Annotated in this window: 13 protein-coding genes; all 13 read right to left on the bottom strand. The window is 69.0% G+C overall.

Features of this window, described 5'->3' with window-relative positions; translation table 11 throughout:
• Positions 1 to 17 precede the first annotated feature (17 nt).
• The 13 genes from ACZ6RC_RS09110 to ACZ6RC_RS09050 all read right to left on the bottom strand — a co-directional run bounded on the left by ACZ6RC_RS09110 (position 18) and on the right by ACZ6RC_RS09050 (position 18263).
• A complete protein-coding gene (locus ACZ6RC_RS09110) occupies positions 18 to 1070 on the bottom strand; it encodes an ABC transporter ATP-binding protein (RefSeq protein ID WP_391139393.1) in 1053 nt (350 codons plus the stop codon).
• Positions 1063 to 2046 carry an ABC transporter ATP-binding protein gene (locus ACZ6RC_RS09105; RefSeq protein ID WP_391139394.1) on the bottom strand — a complete coding sequence of 328 codons (984 nt, stop codon included), beginning with the start codon at positions 2044 to 2046 and terminating at the stop codon, positions 1063 to 1065. Before ACZ6RC_RS09105 ends, ACZ6RC_RS09110 begins: the two co-directional genes overlap by 8 nt.
• Before the next feature lie 6 nt (positions 2047 to 2052).
• Positions 2053 to 3039, bottom strand: a complete 987-nt coding sequence (locus ACZ6RC_RS09100) for an ABC transporter permease (RefSeq protein ID WP_391139395.1) — start codon at positions 3037 to 3039, stop codon at positions 2053 to 2055.
• Positions 3032 to 3955 carry an ABC transporter permease gene (locus tag ACZ6RC_RS09095; protein ID WP_391139396.1) on the bottom strand — a complete coding sequence of 308 codons (924 nt, stop codon included), beginning with the start codon at positions 3953 to 3955 and terminating at the stop codon, positions 3032 to 3034. Before ACZ6RC_RS09095 ends, ACZ6RC_RS09100 begins: the two co-directional genes overlap by 8 nt.
• Before the next feature lie 78 nt (positions 3956 to 4033).
• Positions 4034 to 5659, bottom strand: a complete 1626-nt coding sequence (locus ACZ6RC_RS09090) for a peptide ABC transporter substrate-binding protein (RefSeq protein ID WP_391139397.1) — start codon at positions 5657 to 5659, stop codon at positions 4034 to 4036.
• A gap of 159 nt (positions 5660 to 5818) precedes the next feature.
• The gene (locus tag ACZ6RC_RS09085) at positions 5819 to 6964 is read right to left on the bottom strand and encodes an ABC transporter ATP-binding protein (protein ID WP_391139398.1); all 1146 of its coding nucleotides are present in this window, start codon (positions 6962 to 6964) and stop codon (positions 5819 to 5821) included.
• Positions 6957 to 8015 carry an ABC transporter ATP-binding protein gene (locus ACZ6RC_RS09080; RefSeq protein WP_391139399.1) on the bottom strand — a complete coding sequence of 353 codons (1059 nt, stop codon included), beginning with the start codon at positions 8013 to 8015 and terminating at the stop codon, positions 6957 to 6959. The genes ACZ6RC_RS09085 and ACZ6RC_RS09080 overlap by 8 nt, the downstream gene beginning before the upstream one ends.
• 14 nt (positions 8016 to 8029) lie before the next feature.
• Positions 8030 to 8983: an ABC transporter permease gene (locus ACZ6RC_RS09075; protein WP_453613482.1), complete on the bottom strand. Its 954-nt coding sequence runs from the start codon at positions 8981 to 8983 to the stop codon at positions 8030 to 8032.
• Positions 8976 to 9908: an ABC transporter permease gene (locus tag ACZ6RC_RS09070; protein WP_469580838.1), complete on the bottom strand. Its 933-nt coding sequence runs from the start codon at positions 9906 to 9908 to the stop codon at positions 8976 to 8978. Before ACZ6RC_RS09070 ends, ACZ6RC_RS09075 begins: the two co-directional genes overlap by 8 nt.
• A 171-nt stretch (positions 9909 to 10079) precedes the next feature.
• Positions 10080 to 11720, bottom strand: a complete 1641-nt coding sequence (locus tag ACZ6RC_RS09065; protein ID WP_453613479.1) for a peptide ABC transporter substrate-binding protein — start codon at positions 11718 to 11720, stop codon at positions 10080 to 10082.
• Positions 11721 to 12156: 436 nt separating this feature from the next.
• Entirely contained in the window at positions 12157 to 14058 is a 1902-nt protein-coding gene (typA, locus tag ACZ6RC_RS09060) for a translational GTPase TypA (RefSeq protein ID WP_469580285.1), read from the bottom strand.
• A gap of 312 nt (positions 14059 to 14370) precedes the next feature.
• A complete protein-coding gene (locus ACZ6RC_RS09055; RefSeq protein WP_469580282.1) occupies positions 14371 to 16983 on the bottom strand; it encodes an ABC transporter substrate-binding protein in 2613 nt (870 codons plus the stop codon).
• 254 nt (positions 16984 to 17237) lie between these two features.
• Positions 17238 to 18263: a glycoside hydrolase family 18 protein gene (locus ACZ6RC_RS09050; RefSeq protein WP_453613476.1), complete on the bottom strand. Its 1026-nt coding sequence runs from the start codon at positions 18261 to 18263 to the stop codon at positions 17238 to 17240.
• Positions 18264 to 18337 lie beyond the last annotated feature (74 nt).

Here is an 18337-nt window from a genome sequence, read left to right as displayed (position 1 = left end):
CCGCCTGACCGCCGGGTTCAGGCCCGTTCGTCGTCCGTCGGCACCACGTGCTTCTCCTCCGCGAAGTGGCAGGCGGAGTCGTGCCGCGCCGGGCTCTCCGTCAGGCGGAAGACGGCCGGCACCGCCAGCTCCGGGACCTCCAGGGCGCAGCGCTCCCGCGCCTTCCAGCAGCGGGTGCGGAAGCGGCAGCCGGAGGGGATGTTCGCCGGGGAGGGCACGTCACCGGTGAGGATGATCCGCTCGCGGTGGGCACGGGCCTCGGGGTCCGGCACGGGGACGGCGGAGAGCAGCGCCTGGGTGTAAGGGTGGGTGGGGTGGTCGTAGATCTCGGCGTCGGTGCCGATCTCGACGATCCGGCCGAGGTACATCACGCCGACCCGGTCGGAGATGTGCCGCACGATCGACAGGTCGTGGGCGATGAAGACGTACGACAGGGAGAACTCCGCCTGGAGGCGTTCCAGGAGGTTGACGACCTGGGCCTGCACGGAGACGTCGAGCGCCGAGACGGGTTCGTCGGCGACGATGATCTCCGGCTGGAGCGCGAGGCCGCGGGCGATCCCGATCCGCTGCCGCTGGCCGCCGGAGAACTGGTGCGGATAGCGGTTGATGTACTCGGGGTTGAGGCCCACGACGTCGAGGAGGTCCTGGACCTTCTTGCGCCGCGAGCCCTTGGGGGCGACCTCGGGGTGGATCTCGTACGGCTCGCCGATGATGTCGCCGACGGTCATGCGGGGGTTGAGCGAGGTGTACGGGTCCTGGAAGACCATCTGGATGTTGCGGCGGACCGCGCGCAGGGCCTTCGCGGACATCGTGGTGATGTCCTCGCCCTTGTAGAGGATCGAGCCGGACGTCGGGCGTTCCAGGTTGACCAGCATCTTCGCCACGGTGGACTTGCCGCAGCCGGACTCGCCGACGATGCCGAGGGTCTCGCCGGCCCGGAGGTCGAAGGAGACCCCGTCGACGGCCTTGACGGCGCCGATCTGCTTCTTGATCAGGACGCCCTGGGTGAGCGGGTAGTGCTTGTACAGGTCCCGGACGCGGAGGATCGGTTCGTCCCGCACCTCAGCCATGGAGGCATTCCTTCCAGTAGTGGCAGGCGCTCGCGCGCGGGACCGGCGACTCGGTCACCTCGTAGAGCGGGGGGACGTCGGTGCGGCACCGGTCGCGGGCCAGCGGGCAGCGGGGGTTGAAGGCGCAGCCGGGCGGGATGGCGAGCAGGTTGGGCGGCAGGCCCTTGATGGCGAAGAGCTCCGAGCCCTTCTGGTCCAGGCGCGGGATCGATTCCAGGAGCCCCTTGGTGTAGGGGTGGGCGGCCGACTTGTAGATCTCGTGGACGGGGGCGTGTTCGACGATCCGGCCCGCGTACATGACGGCGATCTTGTCGGCGACGTCGGCGACGACGCCCAGGTCGTGGGTGATGAGGATGAGGCCCATGTGGAGTTCGCGCTGGAGCTCGGCGAGCAGGTCCATGACCTGGGCCTGGACGGTGACGTCGAGGGCGGTGGTCGGCTCGTCGGCGATGATCAGCTCGGGTTCGAGGGCGAGCGCCATGGCGATCATGATGCGTTGGCGCATGCCGCCGGAGAACTGGTGCGGGTACTGGCCGACGCGTTCCTTCGCGGCCGGGATGCGGACCCGGTCCATGAGCTCGACGGCCTTGGCGCGGGAGTCCTTCCTGGACATGCCGCGGTGGACCTGGAACATCTCCCCGAGCTGGTCGCCGACGCTGATCACGGGGTTGAGCGAGGAGAGGGCGTCCTGGAAGATCATCGCCATCTTGGCGCCGCGGATCTTCCGCCGCTCCTCTTCCTTGAGCGTGAGCAGGTCCTGGCCCTGGAAGAGGATCTCGCCCCGGGTGATCCTGCCCGGCGGGACGTCGAGGATGCCCATGACGGCCTGGGCGGTGACGGACTTGCCGGAACCGGATTCGCCGAGCACGGCGAGCGTCTCGCCCTCGTCGACGGAGTAGTCGACGCCGTTGACCGCCTTGGCCACCCCGTCCCGGGTGTGGAACTCCACGTGCAGGTCACGGACTTCGAGCAGCATGGGCGCCTACCTCAGCTTGGGGTCGAGGGCGTCGCGCACCGCGTCGCCGAGCATGATGAACGCCAGCACGGTGACGGCCAGCGCGCCCGCCGGCCAGAGCAGCATGTGCGGGGCGTTGCGGATGTACTGGGAGGCGGAGGAGATGTCGATGCCCCAGGAGACGGTCGGGGGTTTGAGGCCGACGCCGAGGAAGGACAGGGTCGCCTCCAGCGAGATGTACGTACCGAGGGCGATGGTCGCGACGACGATGACCGGCGCGAGGGCGTTGGGCGCGATGTGGCGGAGCAGCATGCGGGAGTGTGAGGCGCCGAGGGCGCGGGCGGCCTGGACGTAGTCGTTCTGCTTGGCCGTGATCACGGAGCCGCGGGCGATCCGGGAGAGCTGGGGCCAGCCGAGGAGCACCATGAAGCCGATGACGGGCCAGATGGTGTTGCTGGTGACGACCGACAGCAGGACGAGGCCGCCGAGGATGACGGGGATGGCGAAGAAGATGTCGGTGAGGCGGGAGAGGATCGCGTCCCAGAAGCCGCCGAAGAAGCCGGCGAGACCGCCGAGGACGGAGCCGAGGACGGCGACGCCGAGGGTGGCGAGGACGCCGACGGCGACGGAGGTCCGGGCGCCGTACACGGTACGGGTGTAGACGTCGCAGCCCTGGCCGTTGAAGCCGAAGGGGTGCCCGGGCTGGGAGCCTTCCTGGGCCTTGGCGAGATCGCAGTCGAGGGGGTCCCCGGAGGCGATGAGCGAGGGCCAGACGGAGATGACGACCAGGAAGAGGATGACGAGGGCGGAGACGAGGAAGACGGGGTTGCGGCGCAGGTCGTGCCAGGCGTCGGACCACAGCGAGCGCGGCCGGTCGGCGGGGCCGGTGCCCTGGGGGCCTCCGGGGGTCTTCTCGAGGGTCTCGCCCTCGTCCATGGCGAGGTCGGTCCCGCCGCCGGCGCCGGTGTGGGCGATCGCGCGTCCGTCGTCGTACGGCTCGTGGCGTTCAGGCATAGCGGATCCTCGGGTCAAGGACGGCGTAGAGGAGGTCGACGAGCAGGTTGGCCACCAGGAAGACGAGGACGAGGACGGTCACGAAGCCGACGACGGTCTGGGTGTTCTGACGGACGATGCCTTGGTAGAGCTGGTAGCCGACGCCGTGGATGTTGAAGATCCGTTCGGTGACGATGGCTCCCCCCATCAGGGCGCCGACGTCGGTGCCGATGAAGGTGACCACGGGGATGAGCGAGTTGCGCAGCAGGTGGCGGGTGACGACCCGGCGGCGCGGCAGGCCCTTGGCGACGGCGGTGCGGACGTAGTCGGCGCGCTTGTTCTCGGCGATCGAGGTCCGGGTGAGCCGGGTGACGTAGGCGAGCGAGACGGAGGCGAGGACGAGGCCGGGGACGATGAGCTCGTCGAGCGGGGCCTCGGGCGAGACGGCCGGCTTGATCCAGCCCCATTCGACGCCGAGGAGGAGCTGGAGCAGGAGGCCGGTGACGAAGGTCGGCACGGAGATGACGACGAGGGTCAGCAGCAGCACGCCGGTGTCGACGGGGCGGCCGCGGCGCAGGCCGGTGACGACGCCGAGGGTGATGCCGATGACGATCTCGAAGACGATGGCGACGAGGGTGAGCCGGATGGTGACCGGGAAGGCGTTGGCCATCAGCTCGGTGACCGGCTGGCCGTTGAAGGCGGTGCCGAAGTCGCCGGTGAAGACGTTGCCCATGTAGGTCAGGTATTGCTGCCAGACCGGCTTGTCGAGGCCGAACTCGGCCCGTAGCTGGGCGGCGGTGGCCGGGTCGCAGGCGCGGTCGCCGCAGAGTCCGGCGATGGGGTCGCCCATCACGTTGACCATCAGGAAGATCAGCAGGGTGGCGCCGAAGAAGACCGGGATCATCTGCAGCAGACGCCGGATCACATAACGACCCATGGGAGGCTCCGGGGGGTGGGGGGAAGGCGTACGGCCCGGCGTGGGGGTGCCGCCGGGCCGTACGCCGCTGCCCTTGCGTCAGTTGACCTTGATCTCGTTGTAGACGGGCACGCTGAACGGGTCGAGCGCGACGTTCGAGATCCGCTCCGAGTAGCCGGCGCTGCCGTTCTGGTACCAGAGCGGGATGGCGCCCATGTCGTCGCGGAGGACTTCCTCGGCCTGCTGGAACAGCTGGACGGCCTTCGCGGTGTCGGACTCGGCGTTGGCCTGGTCGACGAGCTTGTCGAACTCCGGGCTCGTGTACTTGCCGTCGTTGGAGGAGGCGTTGGTGTAGTACATCGGCTGGAGGAAGTTCTGGATGAGGGGGTAGTCCATCTGCCAGCCGGCCCGGAAGGGGCCGTTGAGCTTCTGGGTGGTGACCTGGTTGCGGTAGTCGGCGAAGGTGCCGACGGGGTTGCCGACGCAGGCCCGGTTGTTGCCGAGGGCGTTGTTGACGGAATTGCAGAGGGCGTCCACCCACTCCTTGTGGGAGCCGGTGTCGGCGTTGTACGAGACCTTCATCGTGCCGCCGGGGATGCCGCCGCCCTCGGCGACCAGCTTCTTCGCCGCGGCCGCGTCGTACACGCACAGGTCGCCGCAGACGTCCTTGAAGCCGCCCTCCTCGCCGAGGACCGGGGAGGTCCAGTCGACGGCCGGGGTGCGGGTCTTCTGGAAGATCGTGTCGGTGATCTGCTGCCGGTTGATGGCCCGGGAGATGCCCTGCCGGAGCTTCTCCTGGCCGGGCTTGTTCCAGGCGGGGTCGTAGAACGGGATGGAGAGCGTCTGGATGATGCCGGCGGGGACGTTGATGTAACGGTCGCCCAGGTCGGCCTGGACGTTCTTGAGCTGGGAGGCGGGGACGTCGTCGACGAGGTCGAGGTTCCCGGCCGTCAGGTCGGTGTAGGCGGTGTTGTTGTCGGTGTAGACCTTGAGGGTCACTCCGCCGTTCTGCGCCTTGTCGGCGCCGGGGTAGGCGTCCCAGCGCTTCAGCTCCATCTGCGAGCCCTTGGAGTACGAGCCGACGGTGTACGGGCCGTTGCCGACGGGCTTGGACAGCCAGGCGGCGTGGTCGTCGTAGAACGCCTTGGGCAGCGGGGCGAAGGCGACGTAGCCGAGGGTCTCGGGGAAGGTGGAGAACTTCTGGCTGAGCTTGACCGTGAAGGTCTTGTCGTCGACCACCTTCAGGCCCGACATGGTCTCGGCCGTCGGCCGGCCCTTCTCCGGGTGGACCTGGGCGTAGCCCTCGATGTAGCCGAAGAAGTAGGCGTTCTTCTGGTTGTTCTTCAGATGGGCGCCGTAGTTCCAGGCGTCGACGAAGGACGCGGCGGTGACCTTCTCGCCGTTGGAGAAGGTCCAGCCGTCCTTGAGGGTGACGGTGAAGTTGACCGAGTCGGTCGTCTCGATCTTCTGGGCCAGCATGTCGGTGGCCTCGCCGGTCTTCGGGTCGTACTTCTTCAGCCCGCGGAAGATCATGTTGAGGACCTTGCCGCCCTGCACCTCGTTGGTGTTGGCGGGCTCCAGGGGGTTCTGCGGATCGCCCCACGAGGAGCTCACGATGCCGTCGGCGCCACTCCCGCCGCTGTCGCTCCCGCCGCCACAGGCCGTGGCCGTGAGGGCGACGGCCGCGGCCAGAGCGGCCCACTTGGCGTGCGTGGCTCCGCGCATGAGGTGCCTCCTGAGTGTCCTGGATCTCACGTAGGCCCCAATATCACCCCCTTTGCGCCCCTATGCACGTCTATCGCGTCCGTACGCATACGGCGAGCCCCCGGCGCCGCGAAGGGCACCGGGGGCTCGCTGTCACCCGATCGGGTCAGGCCACCTGGCTCAGCTGACCAGGACGGCCTTCTCCTCGGCGAAGTGGCACGCCGACTCGTGCGCGGCCGGGGTGTCCTGACCCTGGAAGCGCTCCGGGATCGCCAGGACCGGCACCTCGACGGAGCACTTCTCCTCCGCCTTCCAGCAGCGGGTGCGGAAGCGGCAGCCCGACGGCGGGTTGGCCGGCGAGGGGACGTCGCCGGTGAGGATGATCCGCTCGCGGTGCGCGCGGGCCTCCGGGTCCGGGACGGGGACCGCCGACAGCAGCGCCTGGGTGTAGGGGTGCGTCGGGTGGTCGTAGATCTGCGTGTCCGTACCGATCTCGGCCATCTTGCCGAGGTACATCACGCCGACCCGGTCGGAGATGTGCCGGACGATCGACAGGTCGTGCGCGATGAAGACGTAGGAGAGGTTGAACTCGTCCTGCAGCTTCTCCATCAGGTTGATGACCTGCGCCTGGACGGAGACGTCCAGGGCCGAGACCGGCTCGTCGCAGATGATGATCTCCGGGTTGAGCGCGAGGCCGCGGGCGATGCCGATGCGCTGGCGCTGGCCGCCGGAGAACTGGTGCGGGTAGCGGTTGATGTACTCGGGGTTCAGACCGACCACATCGAGCAGCTCCTGCACCTTGCGGCGCCGGTCGCCCTTCGGGGCCACCTCGGGGTGGATGTCGAAGGGCTCGCCGATGATGTCACCGACGGTCATGCGCGGGTTGAGCGAGGTGTACGGGTCCTGGAACACCATCTGGATGTTCCGGCGGACGGCCTTCAGCGCGCGGCCGGACAGCCGGGTGATGTCCTGGCCCTTGTAGAAGACCTCGCCCGCGGTGGCGCGCTCCAGGTTCATCAGCAGCTTGGCGACGGTGGACTTGCCACAGCCGGACTCGCCGACGATGCCGAGGGTCTCGCCCTGGTAGAGGTCGAAGGAGACCCCGTCCACGGCCTTGACCGCGCCGACCTGCTTCTTGAACAGGATGCCCTGGGTCAGCGGGAAGTGCTTGACCAGGTTGCGCACCTGGAGGATCGGCTCCCCGCGCTCGACCGGAGCCTCGATGGCGGCTACGGCCTCCGCCTCGGTGGCCGCGTCGACCGTCTCCACCTCGGTGACGTTCGGGGTCGCGTCCACGGCGTCGTCCTTCTTGCCGAGCTCAGCCATGGATCGTCTCCTTCCAGAAGTGGCAGGCGCTGCCACGGCCGGGCAGCTCCGTGCCGTCCCGCTCGGACACCGGCGCGAGCGCCGGGATCTCGGTGCGGCAGATGTCTTCGGCCTTGGGGCAGCGCGGGTTGAAGGCGCAGCCGGCGGGCACGCGGAGCAGGTTGGGCGGCAGGCCCTTGATCGCGTAGAGCTCCTGGCCCTTCTGGTCCAGGCGCGGGATCGAGTCCAGCAGGCCGCGGGTGTAGGGGTGGGCCGGGCGCTTGTACAGCTCGTGGACCGGGGCGGTCTCGACGATCCGGCCCGCGTACATGACCGCGATCTTGTCCGCGACGTCGGCGACGACGCCGAGGTCGTGGGTGATCAGGATCAGGCCCATGTTGTATTCCTGCTGGAGCTCCGCGAGGAGGTCCATGACCTGGGCCTGGACGGTCACGTCGAGCGCCGTGGTGGGCTCGTCCGCGATGATCAGGTCGGGCTCCAGGGCGAGCGCCATGGCGATCATGATGCGCTGGCGCATACCGCCGGAGAACTGGTGGGGGTAGTCGTTCACCCGCGCCGCGGCGGCGGGGATCTTGACCCGGTCCATCAGCTCGATGGCCTTGGCCTTGGCCTCCTTCTTGGAGAGGCCGTGGTGCACCCGGAACATCTCGCCGAGCTGGTAGCCGACGTTGAGGACCGGGTTGAGGGAGGACAGGGCGTCCTGGAAGATCATGGCGATCTTCCGGCCGCGGATCTGCCGGCGCTCCTCGTAGGACATCTTCAGCATGTCCTCGCCGCGGAACAGGATCTCGCCCCGCGGGATCTTGCCGGGCGGCATGTCGAGGATGCCCATGATGGCCTGCGCGGTGACGGACTTGCCGGAGCCGGACTCGCCGAGCACGGCGAGCGTCTCGCCCGCGTTCACGGAGTAGTTGACACCGTTGACCGCCTTGGCCACACCGTCGCGGGTGTGGAACTCCACGTGCAGGTCACGGACTTCGAGCAGGGGCCCGTTGTGGTCGTCGCCGTCTCGCGGCGCGGGAACGGTCGCCGTCTTGTCGATGGTGGTCACGTTTTACGCCCTCCTCAGCGCAGCTTGGGGTCGAGGGCGTTGCGGACGGCTTCGCCGAGCATGATGAACGCCAGAACGGTGATGCTCAGCATGATCGACGGGTACAGCAGGATGTGCTGCGCCGTACGGATCTGCTGGACACCGGCGGAGATGTCGACACCCCACGAGACGATGGGCGAGGACAGTCCCAGGCCGAGGTACGACAGGGTCGCCTCGGCCGAGATGTAGCCGCCGAGGGCGATGGTCGCGACGACGATCACCGGGGCCATCGCGTTCGGCAGGATGTGCCGGAACAGGATGCGGCCGGTGCCGGCGCCGAGCGCCTTGGCAGCGTGGACGTAGTCCGCCTGCTTGACCGTGATCACGGCACCGCGCATGACGCGGGTGATCTGGGTCCACCCGAGGAACGCCAGGGCGAAGACGACCACCCAGATCGTGCGCTCGGTGAAGGACTGCAGGACGACCATGGCGCCGAGCAGGAACGGGATGCCGAAGAAGATGTCGGTGACCCGGGACAGGATCGCGTCCGTGATGCCGCCGAAGTAGCCGGCGATCATGCCCATCACGCTGCCGATGATGGTGACGATCAGGGTGACGCAGATGCCGACGATGACCGAGGCACGGGTGCCGTGGATCAGGCGGGCGTAGACGGAGCGGCCCTGGATGTCGTAGCCGAACCAGCCCTCGGAGCCGATCTTGCTCAGCTCCGGCTTCCCGACGTAGTGGTTCACGAGGTCGCCCGCGGTGGGCGAGGCGCTGGTGAACAGGGTCGGCCAGGCGGCGATCAGCAGCAGGAAGAAGATCAGCACCGACGACACGAGGAAGTACGGGTTGCGGCGCAGGTCCGCCCAGGCGTCGCCCCACAGGGAGCGCGCCTTGTCCGCCTTCGCCTTCGGGGCCGGCTCCGCCGCGGACGGCGGCGCGATGGCGTCCTCGACGGCGGCGACGGTCTTGGTCACGTCAGGCATAACGGATCCTCGGGTCCAGGACCGCGTACAGCAGGTCGATGAGCAGGCTGGTGGCGAGGTAGACGATCACCAGGATGGTGACGAGGCCCACCAGGGTGGAGCCCTCGCGCCGGGTGATCGACTCGTAGATGAGACCGCCGACGCCCTTGACGTTGAAGATGCCCTCGGTGACGACCGCGCCGCCCATCAGGGCGCCGATGTCGGTGCCCAGGAAGGTGACGACGGGGATCATCGAGTTGCGCATGAGGTGGACACCGATGACCCGGCGCCTGGGCAGGCCCTTGGCGACGGCCGTGCGCATGTAGTCGGCGCGCAGGTTCTCCGCCATCGACGTACGCGTCAGGCGCGCGACGTACGCGAGGGAGAGACCACCGAGCACGATGGCCGGCGCGATCAGCTCGGACCACTTCTGGTCGTTGCTGACGTTCGGCTCCATCCAGCCCAGCTCGAAGGCGAACACCATCTTGATGATGAAGCCGAGGACGAAGACCGGGATCGAGATGATCAGCAGGGTGAGGATCAGGACCGCGTTGTCGGCCAGACGGCCGGCCTTCAGGCCGGCGATGACGCCGAGCGCGATACCGAAGGTCAGCTCGAATGCGAAGGCCAGAGCCGCCAGTTGCAGGGTGACGGGGAACGCGTCGCCGAGAACTTCCGTGACCGGTCGTCCGTTGCGGATCTGGGTACCGAAGTCCTGGTTCCAGATGATGTCCCACATGTAGTTGCCGTACTGGACCAGAATGGGCTGATCGAGGCCCAGGTCGTGTCTGATCTTGGCAAGGGTCGCCGGATCCACGCCCTTGTCACCGAACAGACCCGCCACGGGGTCGCCGGGCAGGCTGTAGACCATCAGGAAGATCAGCAGGGTTGTCCCGAAGAAGACCGGGATCATCTGGAGCAGTCGTCGTGCGACATAGCGCCCCATCATGCCTCCGTTGAGATGTGACAGCCGCAGCCGGACGGGCCCTCCCTCGGCATCCGTGTCCCGATGGGTACACGGATGTCGTGGAAGGGCCCCCCAGCCACTGCGTAAGGCACCGGGGCGGGGCCGACGGACGGTCGGCCCCGCATCGGCGTGCGGACTACGCTCGGGTGATTACTTCTTGACCTCGACGCCGGTCAGGATCGGGTCGCCGTCCTGGCCGTATGCCACGCCGGAGACCTTCTCCGAGTAGCCCGCGTTGACCTTGTAGTACCAGAGCGGGATCGACGGCATGTAGTTGACCAGGTCCTTCTCGATGGCCTGGTGCAGCTTCACGGACTCGTCCAGCGTCGCGGCGCCGTCGGCGGCCTTGATCTTGGCGTCCAGAGCCTTGTCGGAGAAGTCACCCTGGTTGCCCGCCGCACCCGTGCGGAACAGGTCGGAGATGAAGTTGGAGTTCACCGGGTAGTCGAGCACCCAGCCGGAGCGGTACAGGCTCTTGACCTGCTTGCTCTTACGAGCGGTCAGGTCGGCCTGGAAGTCCGGCTTGCCGTCGCCGACGCACTGGACGCCGGTGGCCTGCGTGATGCTGTTGCAGACCGCGTCGACCCACTCCTTGTGACCGCCGTCCGCGTTGAACTGGACGGAGATCTTGTTGCCCGGGACGCCGCCGCCGGCCTTGATGAGCTCCTTGGCCTTGGCGGGGTCGAACTTGGTGATGTCGCCCGCGGCGTTCTCCTGGAAGCCCAGGACGCCCTTCGCGACCCAGCCGGTCGCCGGCTCACGCGTACCCTGCAGCACCGTCTTGGTGATGGTGGCACGGTCGATCGCCATGGACAGACCCTGGATGACCTTCGGGTCGACCGGCTTCGGCTTCTTCCACTGGTCGGCGTAGAAGGCGACGGCGATGGACTGGACGGCGGAGTACGCCTGGTCCACGGCGCGCTCGCCGAGGTCCTGACGGTAGACCGGGAGGTCCTTCGGGCCGATCTGGCGCAGGACGTCGACGTTGCCGGACTTCAGGTCCTCGTACGCGGCCTCGAGGGTGGTGTAGTTCTTGAAGACCACACCGCCGTTCTTCGCCTTGTTCGGACCCTTGTAGGCGTCGTAGCGGACGATCTTGATCTGCTTCTTGTGGTCCCAGGACTCGAACTTGTAGGGACCGTTGCCGACCGGCTTCTGGCCCGCGGCCTTGGTGTCCTTGTAGAAGGACTCCGGCAGCGGAGCGAAGACGATGTAGGCGAGCTTGTGGCCGAAGGCCGGGACCGCGCCCGTGAGCTCGATCGTGAAGGTGTTGTCGTCGACGACCTTCAGACCGTCGAGCTTGTCGGAGGACGGCTTGGCGCCCTCCGCCTCCGGGTGGAGCTTCTCGAAGCCCTTGATGTCCGCGAACCAGGACGACAGGCCCTGGGCGTTGTTGATGTTGGCGTTCCAGTTCCACGCGTCCACGTAGGACTTCGAGGTCACCGGGGTGCCGTCGTGGAACGTCCAGCCGGGCTTCAGCTTGACGGTCCACGTCTTCGAGTCGGTCGTGGTGACCGATTCGGCGTTGATCATCTCCAGCGAGCCGTCGGCCTTGTAGTCGACCAGGGTCGAGAACAGGCCGGCCATGACCGCGGAGCCGTTGGACTCCATCGTGTCGCCGGTGTAAAGGGGCTTCTCCGGCTCACCGAGCTCGATCGAGAAGATCCCGTTCGGGTCAACAGCGCCCTTGGCGTCGCTGCCACCGTCGCTCTTACCCCCGCCACAGGCGGTCGCTGCCAGGGCGACGACGATCGCGCCCACTACCCACTTGGCGCTCTTGGCACCGCGCATGGGTTCCTCCTCATGAGTCCACTTAGTCACTACAAGAAGGGCACTCCGAGTCCGCCGACACCCCTGACGGCGTTGCACTCAAGTGCCCTGAGTGTGCTCGTGAGTCGGCACTCCCCACAGTGCGTGACCCATTGACCCGAGCTCAATGGAGCCAACTATTAAGTACGCCAGAGCTGTAAACCACACTTAAGCGGTCTCGTTTTGGCAACATCACCACGGGCCATGAGACCGAAATCCGGACAAAGCGATCACAGACAGACACCCCCGAAACGGACCGTTAACACACGTTCCGGAGAGCGACGGCCGATATCCGGACACGGCGCCCATGAAATCGAGTTGACGAAAGGCCCGGGCCCCCACAGTGTCTGCGGGGGCCCGGGCCTTGCGGTGAGACGGCGTCAACCGGCGTGTTATAAGCGGAAGGCGCCGTTCAGCGTCAGTTGTGCTTGGCGCGCGAGGCGGTGCGGCCGCGCTCCTTCTGGTCCAGGACGACCTTCCGGATGCGCACGGCCTCCGGAGTCACCTCGACGCACTCGTCGTCGCGGCAGAACTCCAGGGACTGCTCCAGGGAGAGCTTGCGCGGCGGGACGATCGCCTCGAAGGAGTCCGCCGAGGAGGAGCGCATGTTGGTGAGCTTCTTCTCCTTGGTGATGTTGACGTCCATGTCGTCGGCGCGGGAGTTCTCGCCGACGATCATGCCTTCGTAGACCTCGGTGCCCGGGTCGACGAAGAGGACGCCGCGCTCCTGCAGGTTGGTCATCGCGAACCCGGTGACCGCACCCGCGCGGTCGGCGACCAGCGAGCCGTTGTTACGGGTCGTCAGGGTGCCGAACCACGGCTCGTGGCCCTCGTGGATGGAGTGCGCGATACCCGTACCGCGGGTGTTGGTGAGGAACTCCGTACGGAAGCCGATGAGGCCGCGGGACGGAACGACGAACTCCATGCGGACCCAGCCGGAGCCGTGGTTCGACATGTTGTCCATGCGGCCCTTGCGGACGCCCATGAGCTGCGTGACCGCGCCCATGTGCTCCTCGGGCACGTCGACCGTCAGACGCTCGACCGGCTCGTGGACCTTGCCGTCGACGAGCTTGGTGACGACCTGCGGCTTGCCGATGGTCAGCTCGAAGCCCTCACGGCGCATCTGCTCGACCAGGATGGCGAGCGCCAGCTCACCACGGCCCTGGACCTCCCAGGCGTCCGGACGCTCGGTGTCGAGGACGCGCAGCGAGACGTTACCGATCAGCTCGCGGTCCAGACGGTCCTTCACCTGGCGGGCGGTGACCTTGCGGTCCTTCACGGCGGACTTGGCGTCCGCGCCCTTGCCGGTGCCACCGCGGCCGACGAGCGGCGAGGTGTTGGTACCGATGGTCATGGAGATCGCCGGCTGGTCGACCGTGATCAGCGGCAGCGCGATCGGGTTCTCCGGGTCGGCCAGCGTCTCGCCGATCATGATGTCGGGGATACCGGCGACGGCGCAGATGTCACCGGGGCCGGCGACCTCGGCCGGCTTGCGGGTGAGCGCCTCGGTCATCATCAGCTCGGTGATGCGGACGCTGGAGATGGTGCCGTCACGCTTGATCCACGCGACCGTCTGGCCCTTGCGCAGCTCGCCCTGCTCGACGCGGAGCAGCGCGATGCGGCCGAGGAAGTTGTCGGCGTCCAGGTTGGTGACGTGGGCCTGCAGCGGCGCCTCGTCGTCGTACACCGGGGCCGGGACGTGCTCCAGGATGGTGGAGAAGAACGGCTCCAGGTTGGTGGAGTCGGCGGGGACGGTGCCGTCCTCCGGCTTGGTCAGCGAGGCGACGCCGTCACGGCCGCAGGCGTAGACGATCGGGAACTCGATCTGGTCCTCGTCCGCGTCCAGGTCGAGGAAGAGGTCGTAGGTCTCGTTGACGACCTCGTCGATCCGGGAGTCCGGGCGGTCCGTCTTGTTGATGCAGAGGATGACGGGCAGGCGCTGCTGCAGGGCCTTGCGCAGCACGAAGCGCGTCTGCGGCAGCGGGCCCTCGGAGGCATCCACGAGGAGAACGACCGCGTCGACCATCGACAGACCGCGCTCGACCTCGCCACCGAAGTCGGCGTGGCCGGGGGTGTCGATGATGTTGATCGTGATCGGGGCCCCGCCGTCCTTGGGGTGATACTTCACCGCCGTGTTCTTGGCGAGGATCGTGATGCCCTTCTCACGCTCCAGGTCGTTCGAGTCCATCATGCGGTCGTCGAGGTGCTGGTGGGCGGCGAAGGCACCGGCCTGCTTGAGCATGGCGTCGACGATGGTCGTCTTGCCATGGTCGACGTGGGCGACGATGGCGACGTTACGGATGTCGTGGCGCGTGGGCATGGGTGCTTGCGCTTCTCTCGGATCGTGGGATGCGGCGTCGGTTCCTCTTACGCCCGCCGGGCGGACGCGCCACGGCTACGTCCCATGGTACGGGGCCGCCATGCAAGGGGCTTCCCCGACCGGATCCGAGAGGTGGGACCGGAGGTTTTGGGATGCCTCCGGAGTGTGATGGTGCCGTGGTGCCGGTGCACTGGGGGTGCGGAGTGCGGATACAGCCGGCCGGGTCAAAGGGCCGGTGGTGATCCTGCCCGCCGGGGTCACCGGCGGGCAAGCAACTTGAGCTGCATCTGAGGTTGTGACCTGCTCTTTCCGCTACTTGGCGGTATTGCGCTCGGCTCCCTTGGCCGTTTCGGGCTTCTTGAACCCGATGTCCTGGTAGCGCGGGGTCGCGAAGCCCCAGGCTCCCGCGTTCACGACGTTGTTCCGCGCGGCGACGAGCTGGGGGCGCTGATAGAGGGGAATCGATCCTGCAGCGGCCCAGATCCGGGCGTCGGCCTGACGGACCAGCTCCCGGGCCTCCTCTTCGTCGAGCGTGGCCACCGCCTGGTCGAACAACTGGTCGATGCGGTCGGTGCCGACACGGGCGTAGTTCTGCTCGACCAGCAGGGATCCGTCCGATGCGGGCTCGGGCTTGGCGAAGATCGGCCGGGCGTCGGTGGCCGGGAAGGCCGTGGCGGGCCAGGAGTAGAGCGCCAGGTCGTACTCCCCCGACGCGATGTGGTCCTTGAAGAAGCTGTCGTCGGAGACCTTGGTCACCGTGGTGCGGATGCCCACCACGTCGAGCATCTGGACGATCTTGTCGCCGACCGCCCGGAGCGTCTCCGAGCCCGGTCCCGAGGGAAGGACGAAGCGGAGACTGAGCGCCTTGCCGTCCTTGCCGAGGGGCTGGACGGCGGCCGCCGGCACGGCCGGGGCCGCGGTGCCGCGCGGGGCGTAGGCCCCGGCGACGCCCTTGTCGGTGGTGGTGGCCCGGTCGGACCGCTGGGCCTGCGCCTTCGACTCGGTCGCCGTGCCGGCCTCGGTCCCGGCGGCCCGGCGGGCGGCGCCCAGGGAGGCGGCCTGGCGGAGCAGGGCCACGTTCTGCAGGGCCGCGCCGGGGGCGGGGGCGAGGATGTCGACGCCGCTCCCGGGTCCGGTCGCGGCGAGCGCGGGCTCGGCGGCCCGGGGGGCCTTGTCGTCGGCCGTGCGGGCCTTGTCGTCCGAAGGGGCCGCCGCCGTGTCGCCCGGCTTGTCGTCGCCGACGATGTAGAGGCCCTCGTCGGAGGCGACGTCGGCCGCGGGCTTCCCGGCCGGCGGCCGGGCGCCGTCGGTCCTCTCCCCCGGGTTCTTCTCCGCCGTCTTCGAGGCGGCGCCCGGCTTCCCCTCCATGGGCGTCGCACCCGCCGGCTTCGTCTCCGCCGGCTTCTTCTCGGCGGCCGGTGCCTTCTCGGCCGGCTTCTTCTCGGCGTCCGCCGTGGCGGAGGCCGAGGCCGCCCCCTTCTTCTTCTCCGCCTCGCTGCCCGCCTTCGTCCCGCCCGGCTTCGTGGCGGCACCGCCGGGCACCCAACCGGCGTCCGCGAGGAGCGCGCGCGCCTCCTCGGTGTCCTGGCCGCCCAGCGCCTCGCTGCTGTCCTTGTACGCCGCCTGCCCGGCGAGGGCCAGGTGGCTGCCGGGCGGCTGGGCCGGCAGCCCGAGCGGCTTGAGCACGAATTCGGCCAGGGCCTGGCGGTCGATCGCCCGGGCCACCGCCCGCCGTACCCGCTCGTCGGAGAGGGGCCCCGACTCGCCGTTCAGCGACAGCTGGGTGTAGACGGGCTCCAGGGACTTGCGTACGGCGAACGCGCTCAGGGCGCCCTGCTCCTTCGCGTACCGCGCGACGGCCTGCCGGTTCTTCTCGCGGGCCGCCTGGACCGTGGCCGCCTGCTCCTCGTCGGAGCCGTGCGCGAGCGCCCAGGACTTCAGGGCCGCCGACGGGGTGATCGCGGCGCCGGGCCCGTGCAGAAGCGGCCGGCTTCCGTGCTGGCCGGACCGGGCGTCCTTGACGGCCAGGGCGATCCGGTCGGCGGCGGAGCGGTCGATCTCGGCCAGGTCGAGGTTGCCGGCGGCCATCGCCTCGACCCGCTCCGCGCGGGGCACGGCCCGCAGGACCACCTTGTCCAGCTTGGCCGGCTGGCCCCACCAGCGGGGGTTGCGCGAGAGGGTGACGGTGCCCGCGTCACGGTCGACGGGCCCGAGCAGGAACGGTCCCGCGGTCGTCTTGAGCGCGGCGCGGGCGCCGTCGTTGAAGCTGTCGGGGGACCCCATCACCTCCTTCGGGTAGAGAGGGGTGAAGAGGGACTGCCAGTCGGCGTACGGCTTGGCGTAGGTGACCCGTACCTCCAGGTCGTTCTTGCCGCGCTCGATCTTCTCGATCCGCTCGTACCCGGCGTTGCGGGCCGTCCAGTACGCCGTGTCACGGCCGCTCAGCGCGCGCCACTGGGCCACGAAGTCGGGGGCGCCGACCTCCCGGCCGTCGCTCCACACCGCCTGCTGGTTGAGCTTGTAGAGGACGACCTGCTTCGGCTCCGTCTCGATGATCTGCGCGGACTCCAGGAAGTCCGGGTTGCGCTGCGGCCGGCCGCGCTCGTCGAGGACGTAGAGGGAGGGGAGCACGGCCTGGGTGACGCGGGTGGTCGCCGCGTCGGCGTCCGCCTGGAAGGTGTTGAGGGTGGCGGGCAGCGCGTCCACGGCCCAGCGCAGAGTGCCGCCGTCGTCGACCCGGGCGCGCGCGGCGGGCGCGTGGTCCGGGGCGGCGACCAACGAGGAGTCGGCGTCGTCGCCGGAGCTGCAGCCGGCCAGCACGGAGACGGCGAGCACCGCACTGGTGAGCGTGGCGACGGAGGCGAGTGTGCGGGAGCGGGGGCTCCTGGAGCATGTCCTCCCGCGAGGGGCGCCGACTTGGGACATGACTTGTACCCCTTCGTCCAGTTTTATGGCATTTGGCGATGATCACACCTATTGCTCATCCACTGAAGAGGAAGGAGCCGCGCCGTTCCCGGCGACACGGCGACACGGCCGCTCAAGCCCACCCGTGCGGCCCAACCGCGTACCGGGCGGCCCCCCGGGGCGCGGGTCGGCGGGGCGCGGGTCGGCGGGGCGCGGGTCGGATGGGTGCGGGGCGGCGGGGGCTCGGGTCGGCGGGGCAGTCCGCCGGCCGGGACTCAGTGCCAGCCCTCGCGGTACGCCGTCCAGTCCCCCTCCCGCGCGGCGAAGTCGACGTAGAGCGCGACGCCGAACCGCGCCCGGCCGGGGTCCGTGCGCCCCAGCCCCAGGCGGGTGCCGCGGATCGCGGCCTCGACGGTCTCCGCCGACTCGTGGTGGCCGAGGTCGTCCTCGTGGAAGAACGGCAGGCCCATCAGCAGGTCGGTGGTGTCGGGCGTGACCTCCAGGGCGAGGCTGGTCTGCTGCGCGACGTAGCCGCCGTACATCCCCTCCAGCGGCATCCAGGTGTCGTACGACATGACGGCTATCTGGTCGACCCGGCGGGCGACCTCCCCGAAGAACCGCTGGGACCACCACTTCTCGCTGCCGCTCACGGCGCCGTTCACCGCGTGCAGGGCGGGCAGGGGGTCGATCTGGTGGGCGGCGACCGAGAGCGGCACCTTGCGGGCCCTGGTCAGCTCACCGAGGTCGTCGAGGAGGGAGAGGTAGTTCCGGTCGTCCGAGAGCAGCGGCTCCAGGTCGAAGTGGACGCCGTCGAACCCGGCGTCCAGGATCTGCCGCGTCGAGCCGACCACCGCGGCCCGCGATCCGGCGTCCTCCAGCCGCAGCCCCTCCGGGCCCTCGGTGGCGAGGATGTCGCCCAGCCACGCCTGGACCCGCACTCCGGGCATCGTCCGGTGCACGCCCTCGATCAGCCACTTCGCGCGGGGGTAGCGGTCGGCGGGGAGGGTGCCGTCGTGCTCAAGCGGGCCCGCGTGGACGTACAGGTCACGGATGCCGGTGTCCTTGATCCGCGCGGCGAACGCCGTGAGATCGGCGTCCTTCTTCCGCCCGTCCACCCAGGCGTGGCCCAGCCAGATCGCGTCCTTGCCGCGGGTCTGCGTCCCGGGCCGCAGGTCTCCCGCGTAGTTGAGCCGCAGCGCGAGAGCGCTGCCGACCGGTGGCAGGACCAGCAGCAGGACGAGGCCGAGGACGATCCACCGCCCCCGTCCCCGCCGCCACCAGTTCCGTACGCGTCCGCTCACCCGTGCCCCCAAAGGTCGCCGTACTCGTGATCACCACCGTAGGGGTGGCCACTGACAGTGACGCCTTGCCCAGC

The organism is Streptomyces sp. NPDC048353 (assembly GCF_055587165.1).
Note: the sequence above shows the minus strand (reverse complement) of the source record. Positions and strands in the feature narration are given on the sequence as shown.